Source organism: Kiritimatiellia bacterium (assembly GCA_026417735.1).
In the GTDB taxonomy this organism is placed as follows: domain Bacteria; phylum Verrucomicrobiota; class Kiritimatiellia; order PWTM01; family PWTM01; genus CAACVY01.
In genome coordinates this window covers 90,840-114,614 of sequence record JAOACR010000020.1, presented here as the reverse complement: position 1 = coordinate 114,614, position 23,775 = coordinate 90,840, and the positions used below count along the sequence as shown (strand labels likewise).

At 66.8% G+C, this 23,775-nt stretch carries 16 protein-coding genes; 8 read left to right on the top strand and 8 right to left on the bottom strand.

Annotation, left to right across the window (positions count from 1 at the left end):
• The first annotated feature begins 1,299 nt into the window (after positions 1-1,299).
• On the top strand, positions 1,300-3,285 hold the full coding sequence (locus N2652_10390) for a glycoside hydrolase family 55 protein (protein ID MCX7819594.1): 1,986 nt from the start codon (positions 1,300-1,302) through the stop codon (positions 3,283-3,285).
• 673 nt (positions 3,286-3,958) lie between these two features.
• Here N2652_10390 and N2652_10385 read toward each other — a convergent pair.
• The 5 genes from N2652_10385 to N2652_10365 form a co-directional block, all read right to left on the bottom strand.
• Entirely contained in the window at positions 3,959-4,933 is a 975-nt protein-coding gene (locus N2652_10385; protein ID MCX7819593.1) for a putative porin, read from the bottom strand.
• 113 nt (positions 4,934-5,046) lie between these two features.
• The gene (locus N2652_10380; GenBank protein MCX7819592.1) at positions 5,047-6,660 is read right to left on the bottom strand and encodes a PEGA domain-containing protein; all 1,614 of its coding nucleotides are present in this window, start codon (positions 6,658-6,660) and stop codon (positions 5,047-5,049) included.
• Positions 6,657-7,220 (bottom strand): hypothetical protein, encoded by a 564-nt coding sequence (locus tag N2652_10375; GenBank protein ID MCX7819591.1) that lies wholly within the window; start codon positions 7,218-7,220, stop codon positions 6,657-6,659. Before N2652_10375 ends, N2652_10380 begins: the two co-directional genes overlap by 4 nt.
• Positions 7,221-7,280: 60 nt before the next feature.
• On the bottom strand, positions 7,281-10,757 hold the full coding sequence (locus N2652_10370) for an acyl-[ACP]--phospholipid O-acyltransferase (GenBank protein MCX7819590.1): 3,477 nt from the start codon (positions 10,755-10,757) through the stop codon (positions 7,281-7,283).
• 110 nt (positions 10,758-10,867) lie between these two features.
• Positions 10,868-12,616: an NPCBM/NEW2 domain-containing protein gene (locus tag N2652_10365; GenBank protein MCX7819589.1), complete on the bottom strand. Its 1,749-nt coding sequence runs from the start codon at positions 12,614-12,616 to the stop codon at positions 10,868-10,870.
• A gap of 249 nt (positions 12,617-12,865) precedes the next feature.
• On the opposite strand from N2652_10365, the gene msrB reads away from it, so the two are divergent.
• The 6 genes from msrB to N2652_10335 all read left to right on the top strand — a co-directional run bounded on the left by msrB (position 12,866) and on the right by N2652_10335 (position 19,630).
• The gene (gene msrB / locus N2652_10360; protein ID MCX7819588.1) at positions 12,866-13,345 is read left to right on the top strand and encodes a peptide-methionine (R)-S-oxide reductase MsrB; all 480 of its coding nucleotides are present in this window, start codon (positions 12,866-12,868) and stop codon (positions 13,343-13,345) included.
• 44 nt (positions 13,346-13,389) lie between these two features.
• The gene (locus N2652_10355; GenBank protein MCX7819587.1) at positions 13,390-15,204 is read left to right on the top strand and encodes a hypothetical protein; all 1,815 of its coding nucleotides are present in this window, start codon (positions 13,390-13,392) and stop codon (positions 15,202-15,204) included.
• A 140-nt stretch (positions 15,205-15,344) separates the two neighbouring features.
• Positions 15,345-15,566 (top strand): hypothetical protein, encoded by a 222-nt coding sequence (locus N2652_10350; GenBank protein ID MCX7819586.1) that lies wholly within the window; start codon positions 15,345-15,347, stop codon positions 15,564-15,566.
• A 754-nt stretch (positions 15,567-16,320) separates the two neighbouring features.
• Positions 16,321-17,490 carry a glutamate 5-kinase gene (gene proB / locus N2652_10345; protein ID MCX7819585.1) on the top strand — a complete coding sequence of 390 codons (1,170 nt, stop codon included), beginning with the start codon at positions 16,321-16,323 and terminating at the stop codon, positions 17,488-17,490.
• Positions 17,487-18,743: a glutamate-5-semialdehyde dehydrogenase gene (locus tag N2652_10340; GenBank protein ID MCX7819584.1), complete on the top strand. Its 1,257-nt coding sequence runs from the start codon at positions 17,487-17,489 to the stop codon at positions 18,741-18,743. The genes proB and N2652_10340 overlap by 4 nt, the downstream gene beginning before the upstream one ends.
• A gap of 95 nt (positions 18,744-18,838) precedes the next feature.
• Entirely contained in the window at positions 18,839-19,630 is a 792-nt protein-coding gene (locus N2652_10335; protein MCX7819583.1) for a DUF3108 domain-containing protein, read from the top strand.
• Here N2652_10335 and N2652_10330 read toward each other — a convergent pair.
• From N2652_10330 to N2652_10320, 3 genes are read right to left on the bottom strand one after another with little or no spacing between them, the layout of a single operon-like run.
• The gene (locus tag N2652_10330) at positions 19,617-19,886 is read right to left on the bottom strand and encodes a hypothetical protein (GenBank protein MCX7819582.1); all 270 of its coding nucleotides are present in this window, start codon (positions 19,884-19,886) and stop codon (positions 19,617-19,619) included. The two genes, N2652_10335 and N2652_10330, sit on opposite strands and share 14 nt — an antisense overlap.
• A 9-nt stretch (positions 19,887-19,895) precedes the next feature.
• A complete protein-coding gene (locus tag N2652_10325) occupies positions 19,896-20,261 on the bottom strand; it encodes a hypothetical protein (GenBank protein ID MCX7819581.1) in 366 nt (121 codons plus the stop codon).
• Positions 20,258-20,836, bottom strand: a complete 579-nt coding sequence (locus N2652_10320; protein ID MCX7819580.1) for an O-acetyl-ADP-ribose deacetylase — start codon at positions 20,834-20,836, stop codon at positions 20,258-20,260. Before N2652_10320 ends, N2652_10325 begins: the two co-directional genes overlap by 4 nt.
• A 463-nt stretch (positions 20,837-21,299) precedes the next feature.
• Here N2652_10320 and N2652_10315 point away from each other — a divergent pair, with 463 nt between their 5' ends.
• Positions 21,300-23,774 carry an FAD-dependent oxidoreductase gene (locus N2652_10315; GenBank protein ID MCX7819579.1) on the top strand — a complete coding sequence of 825 codons (2,475 nt, stop codon included), beginning with the start codon at positions 21,300-21,302 and terminating at the stop codon, positions 23,772-23,774.
• Position 23,775: the final 1 nt, after the last annotated feature.

The window sequence follows — 23,775 nt, the reverse complement described above, 5'->3', positions numbered from 1 at the left end:
GAAGCGATTCCGAGCGCCAGCTTTTCGGGCGCGTGAGGCCGTCTTGGCTCAACAAATCAGCATGTCGCTTTTGCACTGGCTCATCCAGTCAATCAGCTACGAGCAGGAAAGTTCGGCGAAGCCCGAAATTGCCGAAGCCGCTCCGCAGATGCTCCACCGCTGAAGGCCGCATCTGAGTCCGGGCCCACACTACTGGAGCAGGACCACCGAAACTCTGCTCAGGCAGGTATCATGCCGACCCGATGAAAGAAGACTGCGCACGTATGCGCCCTGGCTAACGAGGGATAAGTGAGTGAATTTGAGACCGGTGCTTCGGCAAGGACGAGGTGCAGTGTCCGGCGTGCCTGGGTATGGGGAAGGGTCGTCGGAGCGAGGGTAGCTAGCCGAAGGCGTTCGAGTGTGAGAACTACTCCAGCGCCCAAAAACTGCCGGGCAAAGGCGGCGGATTAGCGCGGCATCGTTGTCCGATGTGCGTTGGTCTCGGAAAAATGGGCGCCCAACGGCGGCCCGTCGCCCAATCTGGCATCAGAGCGGCCGTTGCGGCTGGAGCTGTGCAGGGTACTGTCGGGGCTGGAGGGCGGTGCGTATGCCCGAACTGCTCAGGTACGACGGGGTTGCAGTGCTGCGCGTGGGGAGGGGGAGGACGACCATAGTCATGGAACGTATTTGCAGGCATTCCCGTGCGGGAAATGTCTTGGCGCCGGGAAGCTGCCGCGCGGGACGCGCAAAGGCGTGCCGGTGTACGAGTGTGAGGTGTGCCGCAGGAACGGCGTAGTAGCACCATACTGGGCGCTGAGGGTGAAGTGTTCGGTGAGCAGCATTGAGGGAACGGCGGCGCAGCATGCAAAGGCCCCGCTGCGGAAGAAAACTGCGAAACTACTCGGAGGGAGCGCTTCGGCTGCCGATAAGGAGTGTTTAAGGAGCCGGCCGGCTTGTGTGTCTTTCCGCGGTTCTGCGCAGGGATCCGGGCCACGAACATGTCGTGCCGCGGTGGAAGGACCACATGAGTGGCGCGGCGGTGCACAACCGGATCGAATTTTGGTCCTGCGGGACCCCTCCATTGCATGCGCCCACCACCCCGTGGCGCGTCGCCGCGGGCGAGAGTGAGGGCTCGGTCGCCAGGTGACGATGCGCTGTGCAACAGCGCGTCATGCTGGGGCCGAGGGAGGGAACGGGGAGCCGTTGGCCATGCTCTGGGGGCACAAAGTAGAATGGTCGCGCTGCCAGCGCAGGGCGTGCTGGGAGACTTTTCGAATGGCTGGGAAGTCCCGATTTGGGAGAATAAACATGCGGAGGTTCATGTTAGGTTTCGCCGTAGCGTTGTGGGTAGCGCTGGCTGACTCTCCGCGTTCCGAGGAAATCGTTTTTCCGCCGGGTGCGAGAGTGGCCAACGTGCGCGATTACGGTGCGAAGGGCGACGGTGTCACGGATGACACGGAGGCTTTCCAACGGGCGCTGCGGGAGGAGCCGGAAAACCATCTCATCTATGTCCCCAACGGACGCTACATCATTTCGCAGATGCTTGTTTGGGGCCGCGGAAAAAAACGGCAGGTGCTTCAGGGCCAAAGCGAAGAGGGCACTATTCTCCAACTGGCTGACAACTGCCCTGGATTCCGAGATCCCAACAATCCGCAGTCCATGATCTGGACGGGGAAGGCGCCGGCTCAGCGCTTTCGCAACGGTCTGCGTAATCTCACTCTCGACACGGGCCGCGGCAACCCCGGTGCCATCGGCGTGCGTTTCATTGCGAACAACCAGGGCGGGATGCACCGCGTCACAATCCGCTCCGGCGATCCGGAAGGACGCGGCGTCATCGGCCTCGATCTCGGGTATACCAACGAACAGGGGCCGTGCCTTATCGAACACGTGACCATCCGTGGCTTCGATGTCGGCATCTTCACGCAGCATCCGGTGGACAGTGTCACCTTTGAGCACATTCGGTTGGAAGGGCAGCGGGTGGCCGGTATTCGTAACGCGGGTCAGATCATTAGCTTTCGGAGACTCACAAGCCGGAACGCCGTACCTGCGATTGTGAACTTGAGCGGCCCGGGTCTAGTGACGCTGATCGAAAGCGAGCTTGTGGGTTTGCCCGGCACGAGAGGGGCGGCGCTCATCAACGAGCAGTTCGCCGCGATGTTTTTGCGAGATGTGCGCGCGCCTGGTTATGAACGACTTCTCGATAACGCCAGTGGCCACGGCCGCGGTGTGGCGAAGGACAGCGTGGAGGAGTTCGTCACGCATGAGCCGCTCTCGCTGTTTCCCTCGCCTGCGCGTTCGCTGCGGCTGCCGGCCGAGGAGACCCCCGATGTTCCGTGGGACCCAGCAGATCGCTGGGTCAGCGTCACCGACTTTGGCCCCCCTGAGAAAGTTACGTTCAGACGCGTTGGGGACGGGAAGAAGTTTGAACGCGAGAACTGGGCACCCGCGCTGCAGCGGGCGATCGATTCGGGGGCGACCACCATCTATTTTCCGCACAAGCCTGGTCTGGCTGACTATGCGGTCCACGGCACCATCCGGCTGCGCGGCAACCTCCGGCGCCTCATCGGCTGCGAGGCGAATTTGGGTGCAGTCGTCGCGCACAACAATCAGCGCACGATGTTTCAGGAAGAGACTTCAGTGCCTCTGTTCATCATGGAAGACGGCGCGGCCCCCGTCGTTGTGATCGAGCGATTCAACTCGTGGTACACCGCGCCGCGTTTCGAGCAGCGATCAGCGCGCCGGTTGGTGATTCGTCACATGTCGTTTTATGAGGTCGAAACCTATCCAGGCGCAGGCGACACCTTTCTGCACGACGTGCGGGCGAAGAGCATCAAGGTTGCTGCCGGAACGCGCGTCTTTGGTCGCCAGGTCAACCCCGAGGGCTGGGAGGAACCGCGGCTGGACGTGGACGGCGGCACACTGTGGATCTTGGGGCTGAAAACAGAAAACGACCCCACAATCGGGCGGGTGCGCAACGGTGGCAGCCTCGAAATCCTCGGTGGCTTGATCTATGCAAACAAGGCGGACATCTCGCCGAAGCAGATGTTTATCGTCGAAAGTGGAGGACGGCTTTCCGCGACGGTCGGCGAATGGGTCACTCGCCGAAACGCTCCGTTCGATATTCTGGTGGAGCGCCGGAATGGCGAGGAACGGCGGATGCTGAAGGGGCAGGCCTATGGCCGCGGCCAAGGGGCCATGGTACCACTACTGGTCGCTTATCCCCCGCGGTCGGGCGAAGCCGCACCACTGACGACGCCGTGGGGGTCGGCGGTGGGCGGCGGTGCCGACGGGAAAAGGGAGCCGTGAAACGAGTTTTCTTTAAGACGTCAAAGTTTCCGGTTGGATTGGCTAATCGGGACGCCCTGACCGGGGTTTTCTCCAGTCTGCTTTTGGGTACCGTCAGAGCCGAGCATCGTGTGCACATGGGCGAAGCGTCATCGCGCTCAGGTGTGATTCGCGATGACGCATTCCTCGACGGTCGGCAGAAGGCTGGGTAGACGAGACCGGTTCTCGCCGGTTCAGCCGTTGCGCGAGTGGTCGGCACCCTGGTGGCGGCACGCCTTCTCACGTCGGTCAGTCGCCCACCGCCCGCCACGCTCTCGCGGGCGTCCGTCGGAGGCATTGTTTGCCCTCTGGACGCGTTTTGATCGGCCGCCGCATGCATACGCACAAGGGGGGCTTCGGGAGGGTAGAGAGCTGCCGCATCGGACCTCTGAACCGCAGGAATTCTCAAGGGCCGTCACAAGCTCATCACGGGCATCTGGCAAAGACAGCCAGAACGGCAACTGCATCCTAGGGGCTGCATCACCTTGGGGCGCAGATGCTACGTCGGGGATCGTGGGACTCATCGGCTGCGAGAATTCTGCCGGACAGCCGGCCTCTTCAATGTTTTCGGCCGAGCTTCGCCGCCAGATTGATGTGGTCCTGAGAACAAAGGGGCTGTCAGAGATCGAGGCGAAGTCTTTGCGGACGCGCGAGCTCAAAATCGGAGAAGCAGGTCGGCCTGCCAGAGCTCGGTTGGCGGTGGGCCGCGACTTGAGAGGGGACGGGTGGACCGCCAGGCCAGCGTCAACCACAAATTTCTGAGGGGCTGCCATCGAATGTGAATGCGGTGCGCGTGCAGAGCGGTGCCGCCGAAGTCCGAGTCCGCGAGGCTCGCCGGCACCGCGTCGGCGCGCAGCTCCCTGTAGGACCATCCCGCCTCAACGCCGCGGACCGCCCGCGCGGCACCCGCGGAGACTCCAATGAGCCAACCCGTTCGCTCGGCCGATGCGGCGGTGTTCACCACCCCCTGCGCGCACATCGAAACCGGCAACCATGGATCCCATGTGACCAACGCAAAGCCCTCGATCAGGTGAAAGTCTGTTGCCAAGCGCGAGGGATCGCCAGGCAGGTCGGAGCGGAGGGTGTTCCCGACCGCGTGCGGCGGAGCGATGGGCGGAGAGCGCTCCTCCGCGTCCACATGCCAAACCACCGAGGCGCCGACCAGTGTGCGCCAGTCGCGCGATGGTGCGCGGTCCCACGCGATTTGTCCGGTGTGCAACCTCCACGACGGCGCGCCCATATCCGCCAGCCAAAACGTGCCGGCGTGCGACCGTAAGAGACTCGTCGCTTCACCGAGCTGACTCTCAAGGGACGCGCCGAGGGGGTGCCAGTCTCCGTCGAAAATCAGATCGTTCACCCTCAGCAGCGGCATCGGCATACGCCCTGCGGTGAGCGAGGGCATATCTCGGCGTTGCGGACGCCATCGAACCCAGGCGGGAGAGGGACGGATCAGCAGTTGCCCATCGCGGTCGCCGAAGAGCCAGTCTGGATCGCGGGGATCGCCCCGCCGGCCGGTGGCCAGTCCGAGCGCGAGCGTCCAGCCCTCCTCGGTTTCGAGCTGGAACTCTTCTCGAAGTCGGAGCCGCCATCGAACCGTGGAATCTCCGACCTTCGTTTCGCGCCACTCCATCCGTAACCGCGAATCGCCGCTCAAGCGCCACGGTGTCGCAGACCGTGCATCGGCTGTGGCCCACCATGGGAGTGCCAGAGCCGCAATCCGCAACGCGAGGGGGGGCGCGCGGCTCACGGGGCGCCGCCGGGCTGCACGCTGATCTTCAGCTTCAGTGCACCCCGGTTGTTGCGGCGGTGCGAAGGGTCGGTCGACTCGTTGATGTCGAAGAGCAGGGGGCCTTCGGCGGATGCGACGAACCCCCGACTGCCGGCGACCGCCATCGGGCTGTTCGTTCCAATCCGCACCAGCAGTGCGCCATAGGGTGCCGACTCCAACTGTTTGGGGGCGCCCGAGCCGGCAAGGTAATAGTGGCTGAAGCGCAGATCGCGCGGATCGTACCCTTGCGGACCGGTCATCTCGCCCCGTGCTCCGCAGCTCCATTCGCCTTCAATGGAAAGACGGACACGGTCGCCACGGCGCACCGCGATGCCGGAATCCGTCCAGACGCTTTGCGCATCCACGGTGACCGTACGGCCGGGCAGGTCCTTCAGCGGAGCGAGTTTTACCGTGATCGTTCGGTTTGAGTCCACGCGCAGCGCCGGTGCGACGGCGTCCTGGTAGCCGTCCAGCGACAGCTTCATGGAAATGGTACCGGGCACCACATGGACCGTGGCGGGCGTACGCACTTCCCGAAGTCCTTCGCGGTGAGGTTGACCGTTGATTTCGATCAGTGCGCCAGGAGGGTCGGTTCGGATGTCGACTGAGACGAGCCTGGAGGTGGAGTACTGGACCTCGAACGCGGTCTCTGCGGGCAAGCGGGAGGGCATGCGCGTGCGGAAGATGAGCCGGCCGTCGTTCGACGGCGAGGGCCATTCGATGACGTCGACCACGTCCGCCGTACCCAGGCGGCGCAGCCGCCAAGAATAAGCGCCGGGCATCACCTCGCGATTTTGGCGCCACGACCACGCAGTCGTACGGCCCAGAACGGGATTGCTCTTTTCGCCCCGTCGCTCACCTGCCGGGCCAAAGACCGTGATTTCATAGACATCGGGGCCCCGCGACTCTGCTCGCCAGATCCCCACATCGATCCAGTCGGCGCCCGGACGGGATTGCGCGAAGAACTCTGGTGGCTCGGTCCGTCTCGGAGCCGCGGCGATTGGCGGCTCGGCCTCGGAGCGGGCGACCGGCGCAGTTCCGGGCGCTGCGGCTGGAGGAGAGGGCGGCGGCTCGCGCAGCCATGCGTGAAAGCGCGCGCGGAGCGCGTCCGGCTCCTGTGGGAGCGAGACGCCGACCCGCGACGCCGCCGTTCGGAACCGTTCCAGCGCTGCTCGCTCCGCTGCCGCCACGAGGTCGGCCCCGGTCCGCTCTGCCCCTTCCATACGGTCGCGGAGGCGCTGGAACGGCTCAGTGAGCTCGCGGCGCAGCGAAGAGGGCCATTCGACGCGCCCGGTCTTCTCGAGTTCCTCGAGCATTCGTTGCAGTGCCATACGAGCGTCCTCCGCGACGGCAATGCCGCGGATGTTCCGGGTGCGTCTGCGTTCCGCCAGCTCAGTCTCCCAGTCCGCAAGCGCCTGTCGAAGCACCTGGGCCCGCCCTTCACGCGTGCGCGACTCCGCGGCCGCGAGCTCGTTCGAGATGGCTGCTCGCAGTGCCATCATCTCCGGGCCGTATAGCGCTTGGTCCACGCTTGTTGCGCCGTAGGCGGCAATGACCAGCCCCAGCCAGATCGCGACTGCGCGCATCATGGCCGCCGGCCTCCCCGGAACTCCGGCAGGCCGTACTTATCGCGCTTCGGACCGCTGCCGGCTGCGTCTGCCGGGGCGGTCTTCGGGCCGGCACCGGGTGGACTCTCGACGGTCCACACGACGTCGCCGTTATGGTATGCGCGGATCACGACCTTGTGGATGGTGACGGGCGCGCTGGCCACAAACAGGGTTTCTCCGAAAGCTTCTCGGAGTCTTTCGACTGAAATGGGCACCCAGAAACTGATGTGTTTGTCGAGCGCCTCGACGAACTTGACCCCCCGTTCGCGGTGAGTGAAGACGGCCGGCTCGACCACCCGCCGGCGGGTGCGCCCCGCCGAGTCGGTCTGCATGTACTCCTGGCGCAGCACGCACTCGAAGGTCAGCATGTCGTAGGTGCGACTTTGCATGGGGGTGAACCGCACCGTGACCACCTGTTTGCCGGAGACCGGTTCGCCGTCGAGCTTCACTTCGAACTCGCGCGGTGGGAGGGCGTCCGCTGCACACGCTTGCAGCGCTCCGACTGTTGCGCTGCGGGCGATCCAGAGTGCCAGACGTTTCATGACGGCAATTCCCTTGCCAATCGTAGCCAGTGCAGCGTTGGTGGCCAACTCGGTCGCCGCTCAGGCGCCAAGACCGCTGATAGGGCGTGACGCCTCGCTCGTCGCCAACTTCTCCGCGAGCCGGCGCAGCTGTCGGACGTCGAGCTTGCCGGTCGCTGTGACCGGGATCCGCTCGACCCGCAGGTAGTCGGTCAATGCGGGCTTCCAGAGATTGGGAAGATTCGCGGCTTCGAGGCTGGCATGCAGCCGGCTTGGATCGCCGGCCGCATCGGTGTAGAGCACCACCAGGCGCTCCCCCCGGCGTTCGTCCGGCACCGCGGTCACTGCCACTGCGATCTCGGCCGGTTCCCCTAACGCGCGCTGGAGCGCTTCTTCGACCACCATGTGCGGGACCATCTCGCCGCCGATTTTGCTGAAGCGGGCAAGGCGGTCCACGATGTACAGGAATCCGTCCTCGTCGAGGGAGGCGATGTCCCCGGTCACGTACCAGCCGTCGCGCAATACTTCCGCGGTGAGATCGGGCCGGCCGAGGTAGCCGGTCATGACGTTCGGGCCGCGAACCAGCAGCAGGCCGGTCTCGCCCGGCGGCAGCGGTGCACCGGTGGTGGGGTCGACAATGCGCAGCGCGACCCCGGGGATCGGCCGACCGACGCTGCCGCTCTTCCAACCGGTTTCCACCAGATCCCCGTCCCTCACGTGCGGGACGCTCAGTGCGACGACTGGCGACAGCTCAGTGGTGCCGTAGCCTTCGAGCGGCCGGATGCCGAAGCGCTGTTCGAAGGCGTCGGCGACGTGGGCCCGCAGTTTTTCGGCGCCGGTGATGAGCCAGCGGAGGGTGCGCAGATCCTCCGGCTGGGCGCGGCGCAGGTACCCCAGCAGGAACGTGGGCGTCGCGAAGAGCGCCGTGCAGCGTTCCTCGCGAATCATCTGCGCGATGCGCGCCGAGTCGAGCGGGTTGGGATGGTAGTGCGCGGTGATGCCCGCCAGCAGCGGAAACCACACGCCGCAGGTATACCCGAACGAGTGGAACAGGGGCAGCGTCGCGGCGAGCGCCTCGTCGCGCCGCGCGCGGAACGCGAGCATCAGGCCCTCCACGTTCGACAGGAGGTTGTGGTGGCTCAACACGACGCCTTTCGGCTCGCCGGTGGTGCCGGAGGAAAAGATGATGGTGGCCGGAGTGTCCGCCTCGAACTTTCGCGCCCGGCCCAGCCAGACGGCTGGGGCGGCCAGCGCGAGCGCGGCAGCTGCCAGCCGGCGCAGTGGCGTGAGCTCCGCCAGCAGATCCTCAAGGTACGCGGGTCCGGGCAGCTCAGCCGGCAGCCGGATTTTTTCCAGAAAGGCGCGCGATGTCACCACAGTGCGCACGCCGGCCTGACGGATCGCGGAGCGGAACGCCTCGGCCGAGACCGTGAAGTTGAGGTTGACCGACGGCACTCGCAGCAGCGCCAGCGCCAAGTTTGCGAGGGCGCCCCCGACACTGGGAGGCAGCAGCACGCCGACCGCCGGATGGCCGCGAACCCGCGGAGCAAGCTGGCGCGCGAGCGCGATGCTGGCGATCAGCGCGCGGCCGCCGGTCAATCGCCGGCCGAGCGTGTCCGTCATCACTATGCGTCGCCAGTTGCGCCGAGCCGCGCGAACCCATGCGTGACCGAGTGGTCGGCGGCGCGGTTTGAGGTCGTTGAAATACACGACCGACAGCTCCTGCACCGCCGCGCGAACTTCTGCGGCGGTGGAGTCGGGGGACATCGGCCGACCGAACACGACGGTGACCTGGCGAGGGAAGCGCACCGGCACCCGCGCATGGTCGCGCGGTCGGTAGCGGCTGAACACGCTACCCCACGTGCCGCCGAGATACACTGGAATCACCGGGTGCTGACTGCCTCGCACGATGCGTTCAAAGCCGGGACGGAATGCGGTCATGAAGCCGGACCGCGTCAGTGCCCCTTCGGCGAACACGCAGACAAGGAAACCGCGGTCCAGCGCCTCCCGTGCTTCCCGCAACGCGGCGACGAGACGGCGCGGCGGGTCGTCGGGCGCGATCGGAATGCAGCCCATCAGCCGGAAGATCGGCCGCAGCGGATGCTGCTCGTAGATCGGACGATGCATCAGAAAGCGGATGCGGCGCTGCTGACAGGCCAGCATGTGGAGCGCGTCGAGATAACTGACGTGATTTGCGACCAGCAGCGCGCCACCCTCGATCGGCAGATTTTCCAGACCCAGTGCGCGCACGCGATAGACCGTGCGAGTGACCACCACCGCGGCGAACCTTGCAAGAAAATCCGGAAGCACGGCCAGCGTCACCGCGGTCAGCAGCAGCGTCAGTGCGCCGACCGCCTGGAAACCGCGCGCGACCGGCAGGCCGGCCCACCGGTGCATCGCGAGCAGAAGGCCCGAACCCGCGAGCACGCCGATCCAGCTGAGGAAGTTGTTCGCGGCGAGCACGCCGCCGAGCCGGTCCCGCGGGCAACGCATCTGCACGAAGGCCTCCAGCGGCACCACGAACAGTCCGGCGCCAATGCCGGCGGTTACCGCAGACACCGCCGCGACGGCGGGACGGGCCGTGGTACCGATCGCGATCGCGCTGGCGGCCAACAACGCCGCGCCGAGCGGTACCACACCGAACTCGACGTTCCGGCCCGACCACCATCCCGCGAGGCCCGCGCCAAGCCCGATACCGACCGCGGCACCAACGAAGAGAAAACCGCTGTCCACCTCGCTCCATCCGAGGTGGCGGATTCCGTAGGGAATCAAGTTCAGTTGCAGGTATGCGCCCACCATGGAGAAGTAGGCGAGACCGGCGATCGCCAGCAGCAGATAGCGGTCTTCACGAACCGACCGCAGCGGCCGGATCACATCGGACCAGAACAGCCAGGAGGGCCGGCGCCGCACGCCGGCCGCCGGTGTGGGCTCGATCCCGAACGAGGTCAGCAGCCCCGCCACTGCGACCGCGACGCAGATCCATCCGGCCGGCGCGACGCGGTTGCCGAGCAGTCGTACCGAACCAGGCGCCACGAACGTGCCGATGATGATTGCTAGGTAGGTGGCCATCACGATCTGGCTGTTCGCGCGTGACAGCCGCTCGCGGCCGGCGATTTCCGGGATGATGCCGTACTTTGCGGGACCAAACAGCGCGCTTTGCGCGGACATCAGGAACAGCACGCCGAACAGCATCGGCGCGCTCTGCTGCGCCAGCGCAAATGCGCCCGCCAGCATCACGGCGACTTCCAGTGCCTTAGCGCCGACAAGGATGTTGCGCTTGCTGATCCGGTCCGCGAGCACGCCGGCGGCCGGCGTAAAGAGCAGGAACGGAAGCGCAAAGAGCAGGCCACCCAGACCGGCCGCGAGTTCGCTGGCGGACTCGCCGAGCAGCCGGATCACCGCGAAGGTGACCAGCAGCTTGAAGAGGTTGTCGTTCAGCGCGCCAAGAAACTGTGTCGCGTTCAGCCAGTGGAACGAGCGGGGCAGCCGCAGATCGCCGGCGGTCGGTGACGGCGCGCCGCCGTTGCAGATGCCCGCACGCTGACCCGTCGGCGTCATCGGTCGAACCTTCGCCAACCTAACGCGGTGCCCCTCCGGCGGCAAGTACGCGGGCGGAGCGAACCGCGAGGCGGTGGCGCCGGGCGGCGGAACTCAGTTGACGCACCGGATCAGCGCTCAACCACCGGGTCCGCCCAGACGCCCCAGTCCCCATTGCGACCATCGCCGGCGTCCTCGACAATCATCTCCAGCTGCTGCGCGCCACTGACGTCGAGCTCGATCCCGACCGCTTGGCCCGCCCGGATGGTCGCAGAGCGGTACAGCTCACGGCCGTCCGCGCGCACCACGAACCGCACCGTGCCGCGCCCGTGATCGTGGACGCCGCAGCGGGACCGAAAACAGCGCCATCTCCCGCCGAGATCGAACACGTGGCGGGCCGGCGCATGGGCCCAGAGACCGCGCGGAACAAATTCTCCATTCAGCTCGATGAACACGACCTCCGGCGCCTCGTCGCGCATGACCCGCCCCCAGCCGACGGAGGCCTCGGTCATTTTTGCGTGGGAAAGTTCCACGCGGGTGACGTCCGGTGGCCGGACGGCGGGTGGTGGTCCGGGGGGCGCTGGCGCCAGCCGCTCGAGCAGGTGAGCTGCTTTGCGGTACGACTCATGACCGGCCGGCGCGATGCTCATGACCGTTGACGCCAGCCGGCGCACTGCCGCCTCGTCGCGCTGCAGCCACGCTTGCACCGCTGACGCGAGGGGTAGCGCGGTTCGCAGCGCGATCACATCCGGCACACCGTTGGCATCCACGGTGTACGTGAAACGGCGAAGGGAAGTCCGACCGTTGGTGTGCAGGGCGCGGAGGCGGAGCTCGTAACGGCCGGTCTCGAGCTCGCGAATGGCGAGCCGGAAACGCCCCTGCGGATCCGTTGGACTGCCCCACGCCACCGCGTCGTAGTCGCCCGCGATCCACATCGGGTCGTTCCACACCGCGACCGCCCACACGGGGGGCGTGCCGGTGACCACGCCGGTGAGGACGACGGCGCCGTTGGAGTAGTCCGCCTCGAACGAGGGAAACTCCGCCGTCGGTCGCACATGCGCATCGGGCAGGTCGCCGGCGAACGCGCGTGCGTACCGCAGCTGCATCGCGCTGACCGTGCTGAGGAAAGCGCCGGGCCCCTCTCCCCGGCGCTCCTCGCCGTACGTGTGGTTACCACTGCCCATCAGCGAGCGGCCGCGCATCGCGCGGTCCTCCGCGGTCTCGCGGTCATGCGGCAGCCCAAACGCGTGCCCGAGCTCGTGGGCGATTCCGCCGATGTAGTGCGTGTTGAACCGGCCGATCGAGCAGGGCTTACCGCCGTACCAGCCGCCGGGCTCCCTCGAGGCGAGCCGGCTAGCGTCGAGCCGTTCATCGTCGTAGACGTGCGCGGCACCAAACCGGCCGTCGCCGCCGCCGACGTAGGGCCCCACCTCGATTGCGCGTCCGTCCTGCCAGCGGAGCAGCACCTGCACGATCAGCAGCAGTTCGCGGTCCGCATCAATGCCGCGCGCGGCCAGCGCCGTTCGCACCTCATCGCGGACTTTGGCGGCGTCGTTCCGGCCATAGGCGTCGGACGGATGCCGCCCGCGGACCTCGTGCAGCACCACCCGGCCGTCTGAATCCCGCTCAAGGTCAAACGTGAGCGGCCCCAACCCAGCGGCGGCCATACCGTCCCGGTAGAAGCGGCGGACGTCCTCGAGGGTGCGGGTCAGGCGTTCCGCTCGATTCGAGAGCGGTTCGCGATCGGCAGGAACGAAGTAGACCACGCGGACCGGTGGGGGGCGGGTTGGGGGACCTGTCGCGGTGGCGCGCGCGGGTGTGACGATGGAAACGGCGGTGCCCACAGTTAGGGCGCAGAACACGGAACCGAGCGGTCGCATTGCAGCCGCGCACGATATCGGAACGGTCGGAAAGTGCAACCGGGCGGAACGGCGGGCCGCGCCGCGGTGCCGTGGGGCGTTCCCGTTGACCGACGACGCGAGGTCGGCGATAGTGCGGGCATGGTGCTCAGCGAACGATGCGATGCTGCCGCGTGTCGGGGCCGGGGGCCAACAGTGGCCGCCGGTGCGGCCGGCGCGCTGCTGGCGGCAATCGTGCTCGTGCCGCTGGCATTCGGAGAGCGGTCGGCAATGTCGCGCACGCGCTCGGGCGATGAGGTCGAGGTCTTTTTGGTCGAGTCCAATGCGCTGGTGCGCCGGCCGGTGGTCCGACGCAGCGACGAGGAGTGGCGGCGTCGTCTGACGCCGGAGCAATACCGTGTGACGCGACAGGGCGGTACGGAGTGCGCGTTCACCGGTGAGTTTTACCGGCACAAGGGCCGTGGACTCTACCGGTGTGTCGGCTGCGGGCTTGCGCTGTTTCGATCCGACGATAAGTTCGAATCTGGGACCGGCTGGCCAAGCTTTGTGAAGCCGGTCCACCGGGCGAACCTGCGGGAGTTGGAGGATCGCAGCCACGGCATGGTACGCACCGAGATCCGCTGTGCGCTGTGCGACGCACATCTTGGCCATGTGTTCGCGGACGGACCGCCGCCGACGGGTCTGCGATACTGCATCAACTCGGCGGCACTCGCGTTCGAACCGGAGAACGAGGGGCGGGCAGGTCGCTGAGGCGCTCGGTTGTGGGACAGCGGAGGGGGCAGGAGCGGAGAGCGATGCGCAGAGGGGGTACGTCAGGGCTGGCGGTGGGGATCGTCATGACCTTCGCGCTGTGTTCAAACGGCGCGGTCTCCCCGGCGCTGGAGCAGTGGTGGCGTTCGGTATCCAATCCGCCCGTGCGCTTTGGCACCCGCGACTTCTATGCATTTGCGCTTGAAGCGGCGGCGGCGGGTGCGCCGGCAGAGTGGATCGAGCAAGCCGTGGAACACGGCGCCCGGAAGCAGGACCGCAATCCCGCGTCGCGCACCTACGGCAATTTGGCGTGGTACTGGGGGGACCCGGGGCCGGAGGACCTGAACTGCGTCGAGTTCTCGATGCAGCGGGCGGTTCTGCTGTGGAAATACTTCCGGGGGCGGCTCTCGTCGCGCGCCTCTGCGATCCTGCAGGAGACCTTCCACCATGCGGCGGAGGGAGTGCGACGGCATCGAGTGTCCACGGACTACTCGAACATTTTTCTGAAAAAGACATGGAACTGTATCGCGCTGGGGGAGGTGCTCGGGCGCGCGGATCTGGCCGCCGAGGGTTATCAAATGTTGGATCGATGGATTCGGCACACCTTGACGAATGGCGTGACGGAGTACCTGAGCCCGACGTACTACGCCGTCAACCTCGAGAACCTGGGTCTGATTGCGCGACACTCTACGTCGGAAGTCGCAAGGATGTCGGCCCGGGCGGGGATGGACTTTCTCTGGTTAGAAACCGCGGCGCACTGGTTTCCACCCGCCGGACGGCTGGGGGGGCCGCACAGTCGTGACTATGACGCGTTGCGCGGCATCGGCGGACTGAACCGGTGGGCGGCTCGGGCGGGCTGGCCATCGGCGGATGCCGGCGAGCCGTCGCGCACGCCGTGGTTTCACGATGCGTGCTGGGTGGCGCCGCCGCCTGCGGCCAATGACCTGGTCGCTCGCGCTCCTCGGATGGTGCGGGGGCGGTGGCGCGCGGATCCGGCCTTTCGCGTCGCCCAGTGGGTGGGGCGGCGGATTTCGCTGGGGACGTCCGGAGCGGCCTACGAGGACTCGATGGACAAGGTGTTTGTGGTGCTGTTTTCGGGGATGGAGCGCGTTGGTGTTTCGTTCCTGATGGATGCACGCGGTGACCCCTACGGCAAGCATCCCTATCGCACGGGCGGGGGTCACATGAAGGCGCACCACGTGTATCCGTTCGTCGCGGCAGTGCAACGCGGACCGGAGGCGCTGTTGCTGGCCAGTGCCAATGCCAGTGATCGCAGTCGCGCATTCCGCCGCTCTGGCACCAATCTGATGTGCTGGCTTTCTCACTGGGTACTGCCGGCCGACCTTCCTCTCTACATTGGGGCGGAGGGCGGACCGGTGGCGGTGGGAGGCCGGTTGCAACTGCCGCGGCCGACGATGCCGGTGTTCCTGCGCGAAGGCGATGCGGCAGCGGGCATTCGGTTTGTATGGGGCACTGCCGCGGCGGACGGCGGAACGGTCGAGGTTGTGGATGACGGAAGCCAATGGGGGGCTCGACGCCTGACGTGGGTGCACTCGACCTCGCCGCCAGCCGGTCGGCAGGCGGTCGCGGTCTACGCGCGTGTGGCCGAGGGGCTGGATGACCGCGGCTTTGATGATTTTCGCCGCTCGTTTGCATCCGCTCGCATCGGCGTGGAGGCCGCTGGCGACCATGTGCGGGTCGAGGTGAGCGGTGCGGAAACGATTTTGAGGGTCTGCGCAGATCTCGCGAAGGAGGAACGGCGGGAACTTGTCGGTGAAGAGCCATGGGCGGCCTCGGCGCTGCTGGCGGTGGATGGGGCGGAGATCGGGGCGTCCGTTTTGCGACGCGCACTCCGGTAGGCGAGGGCCAGGGCAGTCAACCCCATGGCAGGCAGACCGCGCACGCGGTCGAAGCACCGAGCTCGGTCACAGGCCGCGGAGGAGGGCCTCGGCTTCTGCGTTCGTTTGCTGGCGCGTTCACGTGTATGGCCGGTGTGGTGATGGGTGTTCCGCGGCACTATGGCGGGATGTCGCTCGCGGATTTCCGGTTCGAGCGGGGCTTCGTGCTGCTTTCGCCGGGGCCGGGCCGGCAGGTGGCGCGGGGTGTTCCGCCGGGACGCCTGCAGGCGGAGCCGATGCGGGCAAGTGGCGCAGTGGAACAGCCGCTTGCGGTTGACGCTCGCGCACCGATGCACGTCGCGGCAGAGTTTTCGCGCCTGTAATGGAACGTCTTGCGCCGTCGTGGAGGGGAACGGCGCGCTCGTGTTGGCGATGAACGGGTGGGCGCGGCATCGCGGTCGTCTGCGCGAAGCCGGAGAGCCGTGGCCTCATCTGCTGGTTCAGGAGTCGCTGGCGAATCCCGCCCGGTTGGGAGAGACGTCGGCGTTGGGGTTCGGAATCGAGGTGAGGGGCCGGTGTGTTCTGACGCAGGACGTTCCGACAGTTCCTGATCGCCATGCCGAACAGTTGCGGCTGTTTCTAACGGTCCAGGATCTCGACCGCCGCGTGCCCGCCTTGGGCGACCACCGATGGTTCGGGGGGCCGTTGGTCGACAGTCGGGAGCGCGATGTGCGAGCACATCTAGCACCCGACACCGGGACCGGAAGGTGTGTTTGGGTGGCATCCTCGAGCCGGCTCACCAGCGTCCCTATGCCGGATCGGACTTGGTGGGCGTGGCGCGCGGATGTGCGGCGGCTGATGCAGCGCGCGATGGCGGAGGCGCGCGAGCGGGGGGCTGCGCAGCGGGCTGGCGGCGGAGGGCCACTGCGTCATCTTCCTACACCTGGGGTGCGCACGGCCGGGGCCCTCTGACGTCAAGGCGCGAGTCCACCGTCTGGAGCTCGTTGCGCGGCTGGCGTCCCGGGGCGAGAGGGCGGGCACGCGGCTGTTTTCAACGGCGCTGCGCTGAGACCGCGCTCTCCGCAGCCCGCTGCCTTTTCGAAGGGGGGTGTCTCGTGTTATACGATAATACTCTTCATGCCAACTGAAGTTCTATCGCCCGACCGCGCCCGGCTCCGGCAGTCGAAGCGGATCGTCGTCAAGGTCGGCAGCCGGGTCCTTGTGCGAGACGATGGCCGGCCCGACCCGCGTCGCTTCCGCGCACTCGCCGCCGATGTCGCGGCCCTGCGCGCCGAAGGGCGGGAGATGGTCGTGGTCAGTTCCGGTGCGATCGCGTCGGGCATGGAGGTGCTGGGGTGGAAGCGGCGGCCACGGTTTCTGCCGGACCTGCAAGCGGCCGCCGCGGTCGGCCAGCTCCGGCTGATGGCGCTCTACGAGCGCGCATTCGCGCGGCACGGGTGCACGATTGCGCAGATTCTGCTCACGCACGACGCGCTGGCGGCCCGCGAGCGGCACCTCAACGCCCGTCGGACTCTGGCGAACCTGCTCCGGCACCGGATCATCCCGATCATCAACGAGAACGACACTGTCGCGGTGGAGGAAATCAAGTTTGGCGACAACGACCTTCTGGCCGCGCTCGTCGCGCTGCTGGTCGACGCCGATCTGCTGGTGTTGCTGACCACCGTGGACGGCCTGCAGGCGCCGCGCCCGGACGGAAGCCGTGAGCGGGTGCCCTGGCTGCCGTCGGTGACACCGGCGCACTTGAAAATGGTTTTTGGATCTGCGAACGAGATTTCCACGGGCGGCATGGACTCGAAATTGAAGTCGGCCCACAACGTGGCACGGGCGGGGATTCCGGTGGTGATCGCGGACGGCCGTGTGGCCGGCAACATCGTGAGGGTCGCGCACGGGGAGGACGTGGGTACGCTGATTGGCCGCCCGGACCGTGCGCGGCGCTGGACCGCCCGGGACCGCTGGATCGGCTTCTTCCATCGGCCCACGGGCGCGGTGGTGGTGGACGACGGCGCGTGTCGTGCGCTGGTGGAGCACAAACGTAGTCTGCTGCCGGTCGGGATCCGCGCGGTGCACGGCCAGTTCAAACCCGGGGCGGTGATTGACATCCGGAACACCGCTGGCGAGACCGTCGCTCGCGGCCTGTGCTCGTACAGCGCAGACGACCTGCGACGGATTCAGGGTCGACCGACGCGGGAGATCGCCGCAATTTTGGGCGCCTGTCCCTACGAGGAAGCCGTCCATCGCGATCACATGATCGTGCTGGCGGGCGACACCGGAGCGAACCGACCATGAGCCTTCACGACGACATCGTCCAAATCGGAGAGCGGGCGCGCGAGGCGGCGCGCGAGCTGGCGCGGCTGCACTCTCGCCGCAAGAACGCGATCCTCGGGGAGATGGCCGCGGAGATCGAAGCGCGGCGGGACGCGATTTTTGAGGCGAACCGGCAGGACGTCGAAGCGGCGCGCGCGGCCGGTCTGCCGCCGGCGATGGTGGACCGCCTGCAGCTGACCGAAAAACGCATGGCGGCGATGGTGCGCGGTATCCGTACTGTGATGGGGCTGCGCGATCCGATCGGTGCCCGCATGAGCCGATGGATCCGGCCGAACGGGCTGATCATCCAGAAGGTGCGGGTACCGATCGGTGTGATTGCGATCATCTACGAGTCGCGGCCCAATGTGACCGCCGACACCGCCGTGCTGTGCGTGAAGACCTCCAATGCGGTGATTCTGCGGGGCGGCAAGGAGGCGATGCGCAGCAACCGTGCGATTGCCGATGCGATGATCGAGGGGGGGATGCGGCGGGGCCTGCCACCCTTTGCGATCCAGTTGATTGAAACGCCCGACCGGGATGCGATCCGCGAGCTCGTGCAGCTCGAGGGCCGGGTGGATTTGGTGATCCCGCGCGGCGGAGAGGGACTGATCCGCGCGGTGACCGAGCAGGCCCGCGTGCCGGTGATCAAGCACTACAAGGGCGTCTGCCACGTGTACGTCCACAAGGACGCCGATCTGGAGATGGCGCTGCGGATCGTCGAGAACGCGAAGTGTCAGATGCCGTCGGTCTGCAACGCGATGGAGACGCTGTTGGTTGACGAGGCCATTGCGCCGGCGTTTCTGCCGCGGTGCGCGGCAATGCTGCGCGCGCGGGGCGTGGAGCTCCGGGGCTGCGCGCGTTCGCGCGAATTGGTGCCGGACATGAAGCCGGCCACGGACGAGGACTGGGCAGCCGAATACAACGACCTGATCCTTGCGGTGCGCGTCGTGCCCGATCTTGGCGAGGCGATCCGGCACATCGAAACGTGGGGCTCCCACCATTCCGACGCGATCGTCACCGCGGACGAGGAGGCGGCCCGCCGCTTCTGCGACGAGGTGGACTCCGCCGCGGTGTATGTGAACGCCTCCACCCGGTTCACCGATGGCGGCGAGTTCGGCATGGGCGCGGAGATCGGGATCAGTACCGACAAGATCCATGCGCGCGGTCCGATGGGGCTCGAGGAGCTGACCAGTTACAAGTACGTCGTGCACGGGAATGGCCAAATCCGGGAATGAATGTCTTCGGACGCGTGCGGGGGAAGCGGCTGGCAAGGAGAGCCGGTCCTCGGACGCGCGGCGTAATCGCGCAGGTTGTGGCCGCGAAGCTCGGCGTGGCACTGGTTCTCGGCGCTGAGGACTACCCGTTCGCGCCGCCCGTGCGCGACGGCCCGGCGGTCGTACGGGAGCGGCGAAAAGAAAAACCGGGGATGATACCACCGGTGGGCGAGCACGATCTTTTTGTGATTCGCTGGGGCGTGCTGCCGGTGGGTGAACTGCACATCTGGACCGAGTGGGCGCCGGAAGGGGCGCAGAGCCCGGAGTGCGGCCTGGTCCTTTGCGGGCGGGTTCGCTCCAACCGCGCTCTCTCGCCCGTGTTTTCGCTGGATGGGTTCTATGAGTCCGTGATGGACCCGGAAGCCTTTGAGCCGCTGCGCGCAACGTGGAGCTGCGTGGAGCGAAGGCGGATTGTCGCCGAGTGGCTCAGATTTGACCGCGGCGCAGGGGTATTGCGGCGCGCGGTCTCGGACCGGGACCCGTTGTCTGACGTGCCGCTCAGCGGTGGTTTGTGGGACGTCGGCGGGGCGATTTGGTGGTTCCGTCGCGAGCTGTCCTTCGGGCGGCGGCCGGAGCGCTTGCGCGTGGCAGTTGGGCGGGACGTGGTGGAGGTCGTACCGGGGGAGCGAGGCCCGGAACCCGTGGCGCTGGCCAGTGGCGTTGTACGGTGTCGGCGGTTTGAGCCGGAAGTCTGGCGGGGAGGTCGCCGGCTCGAGCGCAACCGCTATGTGGTGTGGCTGGAGGCGGAGTCGCCACACGCGATCGCCCGGCTGCAGCTGGTTTCGCCATTGGTGACGCTGGTGGCGACGCGCGTGACGGATGGCCGTATGGCGGTTAGGTCACGATAAAGTCGAAGCCACACTCCGGCCGCGTGAGATGTTCGGCGGCGGTCCTCGGATATTTGCGGCAGTTCAGTGGGCGCCATCGGTAAATGGCACACATCGAGCGGCCATCTGGGCGGAAGCGCAGGAAGGGGCAGACGTTCGGCAGTTCGCAACAGAGACCGCACGACCGGCACTGCCCCCGTCGGTTGCGCGCGACCGGCAGCCAGCAGGTCAGCGTCCGCCGAAGTTTCGCACCCCAGGTGTTGCGGGCGGCGTCCACGTGCGGCGCCTAGCGGGGGAGCTTCTGCACTTCTTCGACGCGCAGCGATCTTGCTTTGGACTTCGGGTCGGTTTTCAGATCCGCGTAGACGATTTTCACCTTTTGGCCGTTCAGTTCCTCCACGATCGCGGGATTGATGATCGTGAATTTCTGGCCGTCATCCGCGGTGAAGGTGGCGCGCAGGAACCCTTTGTCGTTTTTGGTCACCTCGACGATGCCGACGAGGGTCGGGCGGTTCGCTTTCGCGGCGAGTTCTGCGACCGCGTTTCGGGGTGGTGGAGGGGCTTTTTTCTTCTCGTCCTTTTTCTTCGGGTCCGCCGCCAGCGCGATCACGGCCGTGGCGAGCAGCACGAGGGCGGGCAGTTGCAGTTTCATCGGGATGACTCTCCTTGTGCGGATTCGCATCGGATCAGATCGGTACGGACGCGGCGATACACTTCGGCGTCCTCCTCGGTGAAACACACGAAAATGGCGCGTTCGATTTGGGGGAGGTGCCGGAGCGTTGCGGCGGTGGTCTGCAACGCGATGCGAGCGGCCGCCTCCAGAGGGTACCGATAGGCGCCCGTGCTGATGGAGGGGAAGGCGATGGTGTGCAGCCCGTGCGCAGCGGCCAGCTCGAGCGAGCGGCGGTAGCAGGAGGCGAGGAGCTCGGCTTCGCCGTGGGCGCCGCCGCGCCAGACGGGCCCAACCGTATGGATCACGTAGCGAGCGGGCAGCCGGTAACCCCGCGTGATGCGGGCATCGCCGGTGGGGCAGCCGCCGAGCTGCCGGCATTCCTCCAACAGTTCGGGACCTGCGGCGCGGTGGATGGCGCCATCGACACCGCCACCGCCCAGCAGGCTGGTATTTGCGGCGTTGACGATCGCGTCGGTCGAGAAGCGGGTGATGTCGCCCCGGGCGATCTCGATTCTCGACCAGACGGTCTCCGAGGAGTGGTCTGACGCCGTCATCGAGCAGACTGTAGAAGAGCCATCGATTGCCCGCAAGACGAGGCAGCCCGGGATTCGAGGGCGGCTCTGCCTTTTTGCGGTGACTTTCTCCTCTGGCCAAGGGCCTCCTGGCGCCCGCCGTGCGGGCGATGGTCCGCACGCCGGGCGATTGGCCGTGGGTGTCGTTGTCAACGCAGCAAACGCGCGTGTTCCATCGGTCGCACAACCGGCAATCCTGCGGCGGGCAGCGCGACGAATTCTGGCCGCATCGTGCGGATGGGATCCGAGCGGACCATGCAGCTGAACAGCTCTGAGATTCCCCGTCAGCCGGATTCTGAGCGAGGGAGACGATGGGGTGGTATGCGGGCCGCCGGTATCGCGGACGGAGGTCTGCGGACTGGGCGGTGTCGTCGTCTTGCGGAGCGCGGCGGGAGGGGGTAGGTTGCGGGTCCCGAACGGCAGCACGATCGCGGAGACTACGAGCGTGAACAAGGTCGTCATCGTCGGCGGAGTCGCAGGGGGCGCATCGGTCGCGGCCAGGCTGCGACGGTTGGATGAGTCGGCGCGGATCGTGGTGATCGAACGGACCCGCTATGTTTCGTACGCGAACTGCGGGCTGCCCTACCACATTGGCGACGTGATCCGAGACCGCAACCTGCTGCTGATTCAATCGCCCGAGAGCCTGCGCAGTTCGCTGAACATCGAGGTGCGCACGGGCGAGGAGGCGGTGGCGATCGATCGGGCGGCTCGGCGTGTGCGGGTCCGCCGGCTCGCCGACCGCACCGAGTACGACGAGCCGTACGATGTGCTGGTGCTGGCGCCGGGTGCGCGCCCGGTGCGCCCCGATCTGCCGGGGATGGACGATCCCCGTGTGCACGTCTTGCGGAACGTCGAGGACATGGACGCGATCCGGCGTCGGGTGGATGGCGGAGCGCGCTCGGCGATCGTGATCGGAGGGGGCTATATCGGCGTCGAGATGGCGGAAAATCTTCGGCAGCGGGGGCTCGAGGTGGATGTGGTGGAGATGGTGGACCAGATCATGCCCCCGTTGGACCGCGAAATGGTGGCGCCGCTGGAGGACCATCTGCGCGCGCGGGGCGTGCGGCTGCATCTGGGCACCGCTGCGGCGGCGGTCCGCGAGTCGCCCGGCGGTCGAATCTCGGCGGAGCTGAAGAACGGGGAGGTGCTCACCGCTGATTTCATCGTGCTGGCTGCGGGGGTGAGGCCGGAGAGCGACCTGGCGGCGGCCGCGGGGCTCGAGATCGGCCCCCGCGGTGGGATCGTGGTGGACGAACACATGCGTACGTCCGACCCAAACATTTATGCGGTGGGCGACGCGGTGGAGGTGCCGCATGCGGTGCTGCCGGGGCGGTGGACGGTGCCGCTGGCGGGGCCTGCGAACCGGCAGGGGCGCATTGCGGCCGACCACATTGCCGGCCGGTCGAGCGCGTACCGCTCCACGCAGGGCACCGCGATCGTGAAGGTGTTCAACATGACCGCCGGCGGGACCGGCGCGACCGAGAAAAATCTGCGCGCGGCAGGCATTGAATATCGCAAGGTGTATCTCCACCCCTCCGGCCACGCGGGCTACTACCCGGGAACCGCGCCGATGCACATGAAGCTGCTCTTCTCGCCGAAGGAGGGGCGGATCCTTGGCGCCCAAGTGGTGGGCTACGATGGCGTGGACAAACGGCTCGATGTGCTGGCGACCGCGCTGCGCGCCGGGCTGACGGTGTACGATCTGGAGCATCTGGAGCTGGGGTACGCGCCGCCCTACGGGTCGGCCAAGGACCCTGTGAACATGGCGGGCTTTGTCGCATCAAATCTGCTGCGGGGCGACGTCCGCTTCTGGTACGCGGAGGAGTTTCCCGAGCGGACGGAAGGGATGTTGATTCTCGATGTGCGGAGCCCGGCGGAGTTTGAAAGCGGGCACATCCCAGGAGCGCGCAACCTGCCGCTTGGAGAGCTTCGGCGCCGTCTGGGCGAGCTGGACCGTGATCAACCGGTGCGGCTCTATTGCAAGGTCGGGTTCCGCAGTTACCTCGCTTATCGCGTGCTGGTTCAATCCGGTTTTCGCGACGTGGCGACGCTGGCGGGTGGCCTGACGACTTTCCGATGCGTGCACCGGGCGCTGACGCCCACACCAGAAACGGAGCCGGTGGCAACACTCCCGTACGCGGAAGAAGAAATGGAGGCGCCCGCGACGACGGTCGGCATGGTGCGGGAACTCGACTGCAGAGGACTGCAGTGTCCGGGTCCGATTCTGAAGGTGCGGGAGACGATTGAGCAGATGAAGTCGGGGGAGGAGCTGGTGGTGAGCGTGTCCGATCCGGGTTTCCGGTCGGACATTCGTGCCTGGTGCGAGCATGCTGGCCATTCACTGTTGGAGCTGAGGGAGGGGGAGGCAGGAGCCGTGAGGGCGCGGATTCGAAAGGGCGGGGTGCCGGTGGCGGCGCCGGTCACTTCTTCGGCGGTCGCGCCCGCCACTCGAGACAAGACCATTATCGTCTTCTCGGGTGATCTGGACCGTGTGCTGGCGGCGTTTGTGATCGCCAACGGCGTGCTCGCGATGGGTGGGAATGTGACGATGTTTTTTACGTTTTGGGGACTGAATGCACTGCGGCGGCGCCCTGCGAGGACGCCCGCCGGCAAGACGCTGCTGGACCGCATGTTTGCGAGGATGATGCCGTGTGGTGCGACCTCATTGAAGCTTTCGAAGCTCCACATGGGCGGGCTTGGCACCGCGCTGATGAAGCATGTGATGCGGCAGCGGCGCGTGGCGAGTTTGCCGGAGATGATGGAATCGGCGCGCAAGGGGGGTGCGCGACTGATCGCGTGCACAATGTCGATGGAGGTCATGGGGCTGAAGCCGGAGGAACTCATCGACGGCGTGGAGTTCGGCGGCGTTGCGACGTTTCTGGCCGAGGCGGAGCGCTCGGGTGGGGCGCTTTTCATCTGAG